The organism is Streptomyces natalensis ATCC 27448 (assembly GCF_000935125.1).
GTDB classification, from domain to species: Bacteria; Actinomycetota; Actinomycetes; order Streptomycetales; family Streptomycetaceae; genus Streptomyces; species Streptomyces natalensis.
The window spans coordinates 50,565-62,710 of record NZ_JRKI01000012.1; the positions used below are offsets into that span (position 1 = coordinate 50,565).

The following is a 12,146-nucleotide window of genomic DNA, read 5'->3' on the forward strand; positions in this document are numbered from 1 at the left end:
GCCACATCCGAGTCCATTTCCCCGGACGCGCCGAGGATGGGACGGGATGCCGTCGGGCACGTGCTCCCGGAAGCGTAACAAGCACTTTTGTGTGCCGCGGTTGACGGGAGAGGGCCATGGCACTCGCCAGTCACGGCAGCTCCTCGGTATCCGATGGTCTGTGCACCCATCGTCTCGCGCCACCCCGGATCAGCGCCACGGCTCCTATGTACCAAGCCTGTAGCAGAAATCGTTGGCGTGCCGACATCAGTGCCCGCCCTAGAGTTGACCTGGTGGACAGCCAAAATGACCCCCCAAGCTCGCCGAAGGGAGCCAGGGAAGCCAGGGAAGCCAGGGACAACGACGCATGGACCGTCCCGACCAACGTGATGGGCCGGACCGCCACGTTCACCGACCCACTGTGGCGGATACCCGTCCGCCTGAACCCCGTGGAAGTCGCTCTGCTGCGTACCGAACCGCTGCGGCGCCTGCACTTCGTCGCGCACGGAGGCGCCTCGACGGTCAGCACCTTGCAGTCGTACTCCAGGCTTGAGCACACCCTCGGTGTCCTCGCGCTGGTCGCGCACTTCCGTCCGGAGGACGAACTTCTGCGGGTCGCCGCGCTGTTGCACGACATCGGCCACCTCCCCCTGAGCCACACCATCGAAGGCATTTCCGGCCTCGACCATCACGCCATCGGCTTGCAGCTCCTGCGGACCGACCCGATCCGTACTGTGCTGGAGAATCACGGGATCCGCACCGAGGCCGTCACCGCCGCACTCGGCAAGCAATCGCACTCGCCGCTCACCAACCCGTCGGGCGTGCTCAATCTCGACCATCTCGATTCCTTCGTGCGCAGTGGGCGGGCCGCCGGACGTCTCGGTACCGATCCCGCTGTCATGCTGCGCAGGCTCGACATCAGGGACGCCGCGGTGTCAGCTGACCGCCCGACCGCCGCATCGCTCGTCGACCTGATCTGCGGGGAAGCACGGCTGCACACCTCGTGGGACAGCGTGGGTCCGGCCTCGGTGGTCCGGCGCCTGGCCTGCCACCTCCTCGACAGCACAACCCTCACCCCGGCCCGGCTCGCTCGGATGACGGATCCGCAGCTGTGGTCCGCGTTCGACTCCTGCGCCATCACGGAACCGGAGAGCGCCATGGTCCGGTACGAGCTGCACCGGTTGCAGGTCAAGACCGGGCCTGCTCCCAGGGATCGCGCCGTCTGCAACGCCTGGAACTTCTCACTGCGCAAGATCTACAGCTCCGCGCCGCTGGTGGAAGGGCAACGGATGGAAGTGGCCGCACCCGAGCTGGCGGCCGAGTTGGATGCGCTGAGGGCGTTGCCCACGACATTCCACGCCTGGTGGAGCTGACTGTCGGCCCGGCGGGCCTGATGCACCGTCAGCGCCGCCGGTCCGACGAGGAGGTACGCGGGCCCGGGCACCCCCGATCCTCCGCTTCCGCTTCCGCTTCCGCTTCCGCTTCCGCTTCCGTAATGGCGTAGCAGGCTTCGATCAGGGCACGCAGTCCGGCGCGGGGTGGGGTAGGTCGGACCGCGAGATAGGTCCGGATGACGGGGGCGGGGTCGCGCAGGGAACGGAAGGCCACGCCGGGTACCGGCAGTTGGCGGGCCTGCGAGGCGTAGAACACCGTCCAGGACGGCCTGCCGTGGCCGATGGCCGCGAGGGTGTCCTGGTCGTTGGTGAACTCCGGTCCGGGTACGGGCTGGAAGCCGGCCTCCCGGCAGGAGCGCATGACCAGGTCGTGCAGGGCGAGGTTGCGGGAGGCCGGGGAGAGCCGCAGCGGCAGCCCGGCGAGCCGGGCCAGGTCGATGGTTTCGTGTGCGGCGAGGTCGTGGCCGGCAGGCAGCGCGGCCAGTAGCGCGTCCTGCCACAGCGGGAGGAACTCCAGCCCGGGGTCGGTCCGTTCACCACGGAGCAGCGTGGCGTCCAGCTCACCGGAGCACACCTGCCGGAGGCGCTCCTCGGTGGTGCCGGTGACGAGTTCCAGCTGAGCGTGACCGGCGATCCGGGCGAACGCGGCGAGCACCGCGTCCAGGCGTCCGCCCAGCCCGGAACTGGTGCCCAGGCGCACCGTCGCGGCCTGTTCGGCACGCAGTTCGTCGAGCGCCTCCCGGGCACGCGACTGAAGGGCGAGCATCTCCCTGGCATAAGGGAGGAGCCGGTGGCCGGCCTCGGTGAGCCGTACCACTCGGGTGGAGCGGGCGAACAGCTCCGTTCCCAGCTCGTGTTCCAGTCGGCGGAGCTGCTGGCTCACCGCGGACTGCACGATGTGCAGCCGCTCGGCGGCACGGCCGAAGTGGAGCTCCTCCGCCACGGTGAGGAAGTAGCGCAGCTGGCGAATTTCCATGGCTCTCCGGCTCCCCCCGACCCTTCGTGCCTCGATTGATCACCGTTCGCGATCAGTGTAGGCGCGGATCGCTCGTTGGTCGTCGGCGGTGATCGCTGTTGGGTGGAGACATCAGCGAACGGCACGCCCGACCGGCCCGAGAGGGTCGGCAAGGGCGCAACGGAGAGGGGATGCGGTATGCCGTATCTGGACGTCAACGACACCACGCTCTACTACGAGGACGAGGGGACCGGTCCCGCGCTGCTGTTCCTGCACGGCTGGGGAACGAGCGGGCGCACCTGGGGTGCGCAGCAGGCCGGGTTCGTCACCAACCACCGGGTGGTGACGGTGGACTGGCGTGGCTGCGGGCGCTCGGCCCGTCCCGCCCGTGGGAACACCATCGCCGGAGTGGTCAGCGATCTGGTGGCGCTGATCGGCGCACTGCGGCTGGACCGGCCGGTGGTCATCGGCTCGTCGGTCGGGGGGGCCTTCGCCACGGAACTGGCGGTACGGCACCCCGAGTTGATCGGCGGGGTGGTCTCGGTGGACGGGCCCGCGTACTGGCCGTCGAGCGGGCCGCAGGCGGAGCTGCTCGACGATCTGCGCCGCGACCGGGCCGGTACGGTCGCGGGCTGGGTGCCGGGATGGTACGCGCCGGGTACCGCGTCCGCCCTGATCGACTGGACGGTCCGCCAGATCCTGGACTCCGGGGTCTACATCGACGACCACCAGGCCGCTGCCCCCGACTACGACCCACGTCCGACGCTGCCCGGTCTGCGGGTGCCGATCCACTACATCCACGGCGAGCTGGACGTCCCGATCCCGCTGGAGGTGGCCCGGACCTGCGCCGCGCTCACGCCCGGCGCCGAGGTCACCGTCATCGCCGGCTCCGGCCATATGCCACACCAGGAACGCCCCACCGAATTCAACACCGCGCTGCGCACCGCACTCGCCCGGATGGCACGCGCCGGCGCGGCCCCCGCCACCAGCTGAGTTCGTATCCGCTCTCCACCTGAGGAAGCATCATGCCTCCTGGACGGCTGCATCCGTCGGCGCCGGGGTGATTTCGCACACCGGCACCGGCACCGGGTCCCTCGTGGTGCACGGGATCGGCGCGGCCAGCAGCAGTACACCGATGCCGACGCCGACGCCGAGGAGGGCGACGCCGTACCACCCGCCCGCGTTCCAAGGCGCCACCGCTGCGGTCGCACGTGGCCGTCCATGTCCTCGGTGGGTTTCCTGTCCTTGATGGGCTTTGCGTCACGCTGAGCCCCGCGAACACCGCATCGGCGAGCAACCGTGCCGGCTCGCCCCGGTCCCGGATCGCCAGGCTCCCCTTGACCACACAGCCATCGTCAGCAACCAACAACCAACCCCATACGACAACGTCGGCCTCCAAGACCACAACCAGGTCTTGAAGGCCGACGTCACGCAGAACCCACCCCGGAACCCACCCCGGCTCACCTCACAACGGCCCGGCCAGTTCCGAGGCCCCGGTGCCTGCGCACCGTGCCAAAGCTGTATCCAGCCGTGTCTCAGCCGCCGATCGGGCCCAGCGGGATGTCCGAGACAGTAACGCTGAGGGATTTGATGGAGCCGCCGGTCAGGACGGGCACGCCATTGGGACCCGGGGCGAACTTGGCCGTCAGGCCCTCCAGCGAGCCACTGACGGAGAGACCACCCGCGACGTTGTCGAGGTCGTCGTCAGCTATCTCGCGGGTCTCAATGCGGGAGGTGTTGCTCATAATGATGAGCGTCCTTTTTCTCTAGTGATGGTTGCAATGCATGGCGCACTGCGGCGGGACGCCTTGAATGACCCCCGCCACACGCCAGACTGCACGCACACGTAGGGCGTGGTGCATCGAACGTCCCACCCTTCACGCGCTGTACACACAAGGTCTCGAAGCGGAACACCGACGTCATTTACCTGCCGCCGGCTTCACCGTCGAGGCACACAGAACTCTCAGCTCAGCCGAGAGCGCCCTCGGGGGAATCCTTCTCGCGCGCCGTCGGCCTGATCCCAGTAGGAGGCCCTCGTCTGGTGAGTCACCGGAGGCGGATGTGAGTGCAGGCCGCGTTCGCAAAGGCCAGGAAGTGGACGGCCTTTGCGGGCCGCCCGCTCCCGCATTGCTCACTCGGATCGGTGCGTGCGGCCTGACCCGAGCGTGTCCCCCGGAGCCGCGCACGTGCTGTACGAAACACGCGCAAGGAGCCTCTTTTGCTCTTCTCCCGCACCCTGCGGGCCTCATTCCTCACGTCATGCATGCCCAAGCCAGTCCCCGCTCGCCTACCCTGGGCCCTCAAGGAAGTCACGGGGTTGACGGATGCACCGCTCAGGGAACTGCCGTACAGGGATGAGGGGTGAACCCTAGGGCCCCGGGGAGGACCTGAGACACATTTCTCTCACATGGAGGCGTTGATGGCCGTACGCCGTGTCGTGCCCAACATCCAGTCCGAGACCTTGCAAGAGAGCCGGGTCTTCTACGGCCTGCTGGGCTTCGAGGAGGTCATGAACCTCGGCTGGATCACGACGCTTGCCTCGCCGTCGGCTCCGGCAGCGCAGGTCAGTGTCATGGCGAACGACAAGACCGCACCGGTGGTCCCCGACATGAGCGTCGAAGTGGATGATGTGGACGCGGTCTACGCGATCGTGCGGGACAGCGGCGCGGAGATCGTGCACCCGTTGCAGGACGAGGAATGGGGAGTACGCCGGTTCTTCGTCCGGGACCCCAACGGCCGGGTGGTCAACGTGCTGAGCCACCGATAGCCGACCTCGCCACTCCCCGCTCGCACGAACCCGCTGGTCACAGCCACTCGTTGACGGCGGCGATGAGCACGGTCACTTCGTGGCGGAACGGCTTCCTCGACTCCCCAACCACCCTGAGCCTAATCAACCGGCAGCGTCAGGGGGTGAGGTCTCCCGAGCCCTGCTCGTCTGACGGACAGTTACTGATGCCCGACCCCTTGCCGAAGACGGCTGTCTCCGTCTTACCGGATAGCTCAGCTTCCGGCTGAAGCTGCCGATCGCCAGGTACCTCCCGTCCGGGTTGGAGGCGAGCTCGAACAGCCGCTCCGACGCGCCCATGACCTTGTCGGCCACCTCGCCCTTCGCCGGGTTCGACCACGTACAGGTTCTCCTGCGCGCCAAGGAACAACCGCGAGGAGTCGCCGGAGAAGACGTGGCACTGGATCGGGCCCCGGCCACCGGCATGGGACAGCTGCCGGCAGGGCTCACGGTTCTGCCCGTGCAGGTCGAAACCGCCCTCGCCGACGCCCTGACCGGGCCAAGGCCGCGGTAACCGGAAAGGCCGGACCCGTCACTCGACGGACCCGGCCCTTCCCGATCGGCGGTCGGCGGTCGGCGATCGGCGATCGGCGATCGGTCAGACGCGGTCGGCCGCAATCAGGAGGTACTGGAAGGAGCCGTCCTTGTACGAGTTGATGAACGCCTCCTCGATGCCGGTGACCAGGGAGGACGTGGCTCGCAGCTCCCAGTAGGGCAGGGTCGCCGCAGTCAGGTCGATGACTGTCTGCGGTACGAGACGGTTGTCGGCCATGGCGCGCAGGTACTCGCGGCGGGAGTGGATGTTGCACTCGAAGTGCGCGTTGATCTGGGAGACCCACTTCGAGGGCTGGCCGTAACGCGGGTTCCAGCAGCCGGTGATGGTCACGTAGCGGCCGCCGACCGCGAGGACGCGGGAGTGCTCGGCGAAGAGGTCGTGCAGGTCGACGTACATACTCGACTCGTTGTTCCACGAGCCCGCGGCCTGCCCCGTCTCGAAGGGCGTGTCGAGCATGTTGCACACGCGGGCGTGGACGTGGCTCTCGATGCCGAGTTCGTTGGCGCGCTGGTTGGCGAAGTCGGCCTGCTTGGCCGACAGGGTGACGCCCTGGACCGTGCATCCGAATCGCTGGTGGGCCATGACCATCGAACCGCCCCGGCCGCAGCCGGCGTCCATGAGCGTGTCGTCACGCCCGATGGAGCCGAGGTGGTCCAAGAGGACTTCGGCCTGCGCCGACTCCAAGCGGTGGAGCTCGGCGATCAGCCGCTTCTCGTACTGGCCGTCACCGGGGTCCCCGAGGGCGGCGTGGTCGACCTCGCCGATGCCGTAGTGGTGGTGGTACAGCCCGTCGACGTCACCGAGACGCAGGTTGACGGGCCTGGCCTCCTGGTCCCAGTAGCGGGCGATGTCACCCTGGTAGGGCGACGCCGGGGCGGGGACGAACGCGGAGGTGCCGTTGGCGGAGATGAGCTGGGTGGTGGTCACAGATAAGTCCTTCCTTACCAGAAATCGGGCAGGCTGTACCGGTAGGTGTTGGTCTGGTGCCAGTAGTGGTTGCCGTCGAGCCAAACGGCCACTCCCCGCAGGAAGCGCAGCACGCTCGGGACGGGACAGGCGGCGGCCACGGCGGTGGATTCGGATTCGAAGTCGTGCATGAGGTCGTTGTGGACCTCTACCGCCTTCAGGTAGGCATCCCGGTCGGAGATGCCCTCACGTTCGGCGATCACCACGGGCAGGTTCAGGTGTCGGCCGGGGCTCTTGAGTTCCTTGGTGTACGAGTACAGGTCGTTGACGATGGTGGTGGCGTTGCCGGCAAGCGCGATGACCCGCTGTATGTCGGGCCGTGCGTGCAGGTCCGCCGGCAGTTCGTAGCCGCCGACGGAGTCGGTGAGCGTGGGGCAGGGGCGGAAGTTGTTGAACTGACGCATCGCCAGGTACTCCCACACCTCGGGCATGTGGTCCGTCTCCGCCCAGGCGGCCTCCGCGAGGTACCCCATGTGCAGACGGGCCATGTCGTGCCGGAACCGGTCGGCCTGGGAGGGGGTCGCCATCTGAACGAAGTACTCCATGGCCGAGCGGTAGGCACGCCGAGGTGCGTCCGACCCAAGCGACTCCACCCACCCCGGCTCGTAGTCCTTCGTCGTGTGCAGCGGGTCGAGGGCCGTGTGCGCCAGCAGGAGACGGCCGCCGAGACCGATGGGCGAACCGCCGTGGTCCTCGCAGTAGCAGTCGTCGACCGCGTTCTCGGCGACCATCAGCCGCGCGGCGAGCATCACATGGTCGACGGTGGGCGCGTCCGGATGGCAGGCAACCATGTAGCGGCCGGTGGAGAAGCCGTCGAACTGGTCCTCCCACTCCGGGGGGTACATCTGGACCTCGTGCACGGCCCATGCCTTGATCCTGCGGCTGACCTCCTCGACCCGCGCCGGGTCGGGCTCCGGCACCGGGTGGTGGTAGAGACCCGGGATCGGTTTACCCTCTTCCGGTGTCTCGGGCTCGTCCGGTGTCTCCGGCGCCGCAGACACCGGAAGCCTCGGAAGCTCTTCGCGCCGGGCGAGGTGCAGGCCCTCCGTGCCCAGACCGCTGGGGCCACGCAGGATCCGTTCCAGGGCTGGGCTCGCTTGCGTCACCGCCGCCGGACTCGACGGCCTCACCGCGGCAGCACCCGATTGCGTCACGGTGGCAGGGTTCGATTGCACCACCGCAGTAGGGCTCGATTGCGTCACCACCGCAGGCTTCGACGGCCTCACCGCAGCAGCACCCTCCCCCACGTGCCGATCGATCAGGCTCCCACCCGGGGCGCCCTCGCGTACGGACACCCCTACGGGAACGCCCCCTGCGGCAGAGACGGGGACGGACGGTGGGCCGGGCAGGCCAGGCAGGGCTTCGCCGGCGGCTTCGGAACCGGCAGCGTGGGTGGGGATGTGGGACCGGGCCGCAGCGGCAGGCAGGCTCGGCTGCGGACGGGAAAACCCAGGACCGGGCATCCGTAGCTCCTTGGTGAGGTGGGTGGGCTGTCCCCGGTCCCCGAACGCGCTCGCCCGGGATCCGGGTCGGTCCGGGCCGTCGTGGTCGTCGGACGGGTTCTCTAGTCGCGTCTGCGGGCGATCTTCATGCTCTCCAGCACGCGGAGCGCGTCGGGCACCAAGCGGGCGGCGGGGCAGTATGTGGTCACCAGGGATGAGGCGATCGCCTGCTCGCTGACCCCCATGAAGCACACCGACAGGCCCGGCTCGTGCTCTTCCAGCAGGCCGGCCCGTCGCAGACCGATGCCCCCTCGGTCGTCCTCGCCGGTTCGCATGGCGGGGCTCGACCGGCGGACATCGCGATGCCGATCCCGCCGTCGCCGTAACGGTTCTTCCGCTGGAGAGGAACCGAGGTGTTCTGCCGCATGTGGGCACGGAAGCCCGGCGCCGCACACAGCGCAGCAGCGGGGCCTGAACCGAGCAGGGTGCGCGGGGTAACTGCCGACATGAGTCTGGCTGCTTCGCCCCTCGGTGATCAGGTCGCTCTGGCTCTGTTCGCCATGGGCCTCGTGCTCGGCCACGACCGCGCCGACGCGGAAGGCGCGCTGGACGCGCTGTCCGGCGATCACAGTCAGCACCTCGACACCTCCGAAGCCGCGGTACTCGGCCTGGACTGCCGAGGCGGCTCCAGCTGCGATTCCGGGCTGGTCCCAACGGTCATCGGGCGAGCTCTCCTTCGCGAGTGTGGTGACCGGCTTACGCAGCGGAAGCCAATGAATGAAAGAAGAAAAAAGAGGGCGAACATCGGGAAATCCGTCCAGGCCCCGAGAACAGTAAAGGGCCTGTACGCACAGCTCGCCCCATGAGGCCGTTGGAGTTACTTCGATGCAGTGATCTCGCTCCGCACCATGTTTGCCCGGATGACCGACGGCATTCGGACTATCTGAGGTGAGCACGTTTGGCGCATGAAATAGCCGTCGCCCACACCGCCTTCATCTTCGGTAACCACAGGCCGACTTGATGGCCTCTCAGGCACGCTTCGAACAGTCGAACACCAGGGGGCAACGCACTGGGCCGCCGCAAGGGGCAAGGCCGTCACCAGGACGTATGCAATGTCATCGCCGTATGCGGAGTCATCGCCGACGGGCGGATCGGGCCCGCGGATCGTTGCCAGGGCTGTGCCGAAGGTCGGCGCTATGTCGCTGGCTTGCCGGTGGTGTGTACTTCACGGGTTGAAGACGGTCGTCCGGTGGAGGTTGTACCCGAAGAGGCGCGGCACGGCACCGTTGCAGGTCAGCCGGGCATTTCGGGTCAGCAAGTCAGCCTCCACGGCGCCAAGCAGGGAAATAGACCGGCTCCCGGGGCCATGCGGCACGACGTGGTCCAGACCTCCGCGCCGTTCGGGGCATCCGCATCGAACGGGAAGCCTTACGCTGCCTGCTGCTGTGCCGCGGCATCACCTGCCAGCGCACCAAGACCTGGAAAGAGTCGCCCGACCATGCGCGCGACGCCCAAGCTCGACCGCATCCACCACGTCCTGGAACGCTTCTCGGACCGGGTCTTCGCCTTCGACGAATTCGGCCCGCTCGAGGTCAGACGCACCACGGGCTCCTGCTGGGCGGAGCAGGACAAGCCCGACCGGCTCCCAGCGACTTTCCACCCACCCACGGCGTCACTTACTTCCACGGCTGATGGACCGTCGGCGACGACGGTCCATGGGGCATCAACGCCGCCGCAGGACCCCGCCGTTGTCAAGACACGGCAGGGGCCTTCGCCGCGCGACAGCTACCTCAGGCAGGGCCGCCGTGCCATGCGAGCCACCTGGTCAGCGACCCGAATCCGGAGCCTCACGCGGGACGGACGCAGTCTGGTCTCCGGGCCGGGAGACCAGGCCGGCGGTCGCGGCCAGGGTATGTAGGACCGTCGCGCCGGCGAGCACGACCGAGGCGACCGGACGTCCCATCCACCGCGTCAGATCGCCTCGCAGGTCGGGATCGACCTCGACGGTCACCCGGATGTATCTGCTGTGCAGCGTGGTGACCTTGGTGGACCGGGGTGCGGAGACGTCCTGCCCGCGCTGCAATGCCGCGCGGTAGTTTTCCTTGCGCTGGCTCATGCCTCATCCTGACGCTTGATCAGTTCTTCCGCGAAGTCCATGTACGCCGAACCCTTGGCCTGGACCGGGTTCCCGAAGGACTGGGCGTACAGGTCGAGCCGCGCGATCTGGGTGTCCAGCACCTCGAAACCCCGCTCGGTGAGTGCCTCGCGAGCGTCCGCATCGGGCCCGGTGCGCGTGGCATCGGGACGGTTGGTGCGATTGAGCAGGACCGACGAACGGGCCGGCTCGGCACGCAGGGACTGCACGTCCGCCATCTCGCCGTGGATGGGTGCCATCCGGTCCAGTTCGATGGGGGCGGGGGTCACGGGCACGATCCACTCGTTGGCGTACCTCATGATGCTGCGGGCGATGCGGGGATGGTCCTCCAGCTGGGGCGCATCGAGCACGACGGCCTGCCGGTTGCCGAGGAAGTCGTTCACGCGACGGTGGACGTCGCCCACCGGCAGGGCGATCACCGGAAACGGAAAGCCATTGGCCAGCTCGCTCCAGCGCAGCGCGGAAGCGGCCGGGTCACCGTCGACCAGCAGCGGCGACCGACCCGACTCATGGAGCGCATGGGCCAGCCACACGGCACTCGTCGTCTTTCCGACGCCTGGCTTGAGGTTCACAAACGCACAGCTCAACGGCACAAGAATTGACAATAACGGGCGCGATCGTCCAGCTTCGGTCGGCACGAGGGCGTGGCTTCGTGGTTCACCCGCAAGCAGTGAGAAACGTCGGACACCCGGTTGTGGTCGCGGCCGACCGTGTGCACCACCGGATGCCCATTCCCGCCCCCTCGATGGATGGCAGTCGGCCCCCGCCCATCCGTACCGACTGCTCCGCTCGGCCCCGCCACGACCGGCCCACGAAGCCTGGCGGACCAGCGCGAAACGTGGACGGGGCGACATCGACCACCTGCTCCGGCCCCCTCGGCATCGATCTTCTAGGAGCACCAGAAGAGGAAGCAGGTCGGCGACCGTGTGGGGCGTGGTGCGGGCGTCGGGTCCGACCCCGCGTTCGTGGGTGAGGGCTTTGGCCGGGGCGGCTCCTTGGCAGTGGGCCGGGTGGCGACGGGCGGCGCCGTGGTCGCGGATGCGGGAAGCGCGGAGTGGGAGACGGCAATGTCCGATTCCGATGCCGACGGCTTGGTGGTGTGCGACGGACGAGCAGACTCTCCCGCGGTCCGGCTCGGTGCGGGCTGCGCGGTGGCGGACGCTTCGACGGGTTTGGCCGACGCCCGCGACTCCGTGTCCGTCCCGTGCGTCGGGCCGGTGGGCAGCAGTTCCCCCGACATGCCTGTCGCGACGACGCCGACCAGTACGATCCCACCCGCGACGCCGAGGGCCAGCTTGGTCGTGCCGCTCTTGCGACGGCGCGCCCGGCGCGGCCCCTTCCTGCGGCGGCGCGTCGCCGGCGTCCGGTGGGAGGCGTTCGCCTCGTCGCCGTCAGCGGGACCGGCAACCGCAGCCGCGTCAAAGCCGGTGGCCGTGCCGGGGTCGAAGTCTCCATCGGCCGGGCCGGGTACATCCGGCTCGCCGCCCTGTTCGGGAAGGGGCCCCGTCTCGTAGGACTCCAGGGGCTCGTATGGCTCCAGGGGCTCGTATGGCTCCAGAGGCTCGTACGACGCCGGCGGCTGGTACGCCTGCGTCTGCTCGTACGCGTGCGTCTGCTCGTACGCGTACGGGGCCTCAAGGCTCCCGGCGCGCCCGTGCGCTCCCCGGTGCTCGTGGACCGGCGGCTCGGGCGTCGGCGGGACGCCGCTCCGATAGAGGGGGTGCGGCCGTGGCGGGCCGTACCCAGTGGCTGCGCCGTCGTGGACATGGGCACACGTCGGGCACACCTCCGCTCCGCCGAGATAGCTCCCGCATCCAACGCAGTAGTCCATGCGGTTGTCCGTTTCCTCCGGTCGCCACCCCGCCCCAGGTGGCGGCACCTTACTGAGGCTGCAAAGTCCGGCTCACTTCGCCC

At 68.6% G+C, this 12,146-nt stretch carries 13 protein-coding genes and 1 pseudogene; 5 read left to right on the forward strand and 9 right to left on the reverse strand.

Features of this window, described 5'->3' with window-relative positions; all coding sequences use genetic code 11:
- Positions 1-272 precede the first annotated feature (272 nt).
- Positions 273-1,352 carry an HD domain-containing protein gene (locus SNA_RS10065; RefSeq protein WP_241779592.1) on the forward strand — a complete coding sequence of 360 codons (1,080 nt, stop codon included), beginning with the start codon at positions 273-275 and terminating at the stop codon, positions 1,350-1,352.
- 28 nt (positions 1,353-1,380) lie between these two features.
- Here the strand turns inward: SNA_RS10065 and SNA_RS10070 are convergent, their stop codons facing one another.
- Positions 1,381-2,349, reverse strand: a complete 969-nt coding sequence (locus SNA_RS10070; RefSeq protein ID WP_044364388.1) for a LysR family transcriptional regulator — start codon at positions 2,347-2,349, stop codon at positions 1,381-1,383.
- Between the two features lie 177 nt (positions 2,350-2,526).
- Between SNA_RS10070 and SNA_RS10075 the strand changes: the two genes are divergently transcribed.
- Entirely contained in the window at positions 2,527-3,321 is a 795-nt protein-coding gene (locus tag SNA_RS10075; RefSeq protein WP_030063748.1) for an alpha/beta fold hydrolase, read from the forward strand.
- 30 nt (positions 3,322-3,351) lie between these two features.
- Here the strand turns inward: SNA_RS10075 and SNA_RS42170 are convergent, their stop codons facing one another.
- Entirely contained in the window at positions 3,352-3,525 is a 174-nt protein-coding gene (locus SNA_RS42170; protein WP_157879879.1) for a hypothetical protein, read from the reverse strand.
- 338 nt (positions 3,526-3,863) lie between these two features.
- The gene (locus SNA_RS10080) at positions 3,864-4,073 is read right to left on the reverse strand and encodes a hypothetical protein (protein ID WP_030063749.1); all 210 of its coding nucleotides are present in this window, start codon (positions 4,071-4,073) and stop codon (positions 3,864-3,866) included.
- A gap of 674 nt (positions 4,074-4,747) precedes the next feature.
- Here SNA_RS10080 and SNA_RS10085 point away from each other — a divergent pair.
- Entirely contained in the window at positions 4,748-5,095 is a 348-nt protein-coding gene (locus tag SNA_RS10085) for a VOC family protein (RefSeq protein WP_030063750.1), read from the forward strand.
- 316 nt (positions 5,096-5,411) lie between these two features.
- Complete coding sequence (locus SNA_RS10090; RefSeq protein WP_030063751.1) at positions 5,412-5,627, forward strand: hypothetical protein; 216 nt, start codon at positions 5,412-5,414, stop codon at positions 5,625-5,627.
- A gap of 84 nt (positions 5,628-5,711) precedes the next feature.
- On the opposite strand, the gene SNA_RS10095 is transcribed toward SNA_RS10090, so the two are convergent.
- The 3 genes and pseudogenes from SNA_RS10095 to SNA_RS10105 form a co-directional block, all read right to left on the reverse strand.
- Positions 5,712-6,596, reverse strand: coding sequence for a geranyl diphosphate 2-C-methyltransferase (locus tag SNA_RS10095; RefSeq protein WP_030063752.1), 885 nt, complete (start codon positions 6,594-6,596; stop codon positions 5,712-5,714).
- 14 nt (positions 6,597-6,610) lie between these two features.
- Positions 6,611-8,098, reverse strand: coding sequence for a family 2 encapsulin nanocompartment cargo protein terpene cyclase (locus tag SNA_RS10100; RefSeq protein ID WP_030063753.1), 1,488 nt, complete (start codon positions 8,096-8,098; stop codon positions 6,611-6,613).
- 101 nt (positions 8,099-8,199) lie between these two features.
- Positions 8,200-8,412: pseudogene (locus tag SNA_RS10105) on the reverse strand (Crp/Fnr family transcriptional regulator); the annotation flags it as partial.
- Between the two features lie 171 nt (positions 8,413-8,583).
- On the opposite strand from SNA_RS10105, the gene SNA_RS42175 reads away from it, so the two are divergent.
- Complete coding sequence (locus SNA_RS42175; protein WP_157879880.1) at positions 8,584-8,943, forward strand: hypothetical protein; 360 nt, start codon at positions 8,584-8,586, stop codon at positions 8,941-8,943.
- A gap of 959 nt (positions 8,944-9,902) precedes the next feature.
- Here the strand turns inward: SNA_RS42175 and SNA_RS10110 are convergent.
- The 3 genes from SNA_RS10110 to SNA_RS10120 all read right to left on the reverse strand — a co-directional run bounded on the left by SNA_RS10110 (position 9,903) and on the right by SNA_RS10120 (position 12,063).
- Entirely contained in the window at positions 9,903-10,193 is a 291-nt protein-coding gene (locus tag SNA_RS10110; RefSeq protein ID WP_030063755.1) for a hypothetical protein, read from the reverse strand.
- Positions 10,190-10,804: a ParA family protein gene (locus SNA_RS10115; protein ID WP_078969809.1), complete on the reverse strand. Its 615-nt coding sequence runs from the start codon at positions 10,802-10,804 to the stop codon at positions 10,190-10,192. Before SNA_RS10115 ends, SNA_RS10110 begins: the two co-directional genes overlap by 4 nt.
- Positions 10,805-11,121: 317 nt before the next feature.
- On the reverse strand, positions 11,122-12,063 hold the full coding sequence (locus SNA_RS10120; protein ID WP_044364389.1) for a hypothetical protein: 942 nt from the start codon (positions 12,061-12,063) through the stop codon (positions 11,122-11,124).
- Between the last annotated feature and the right edge of the window lie 83 nt (positions 12,064-12,146).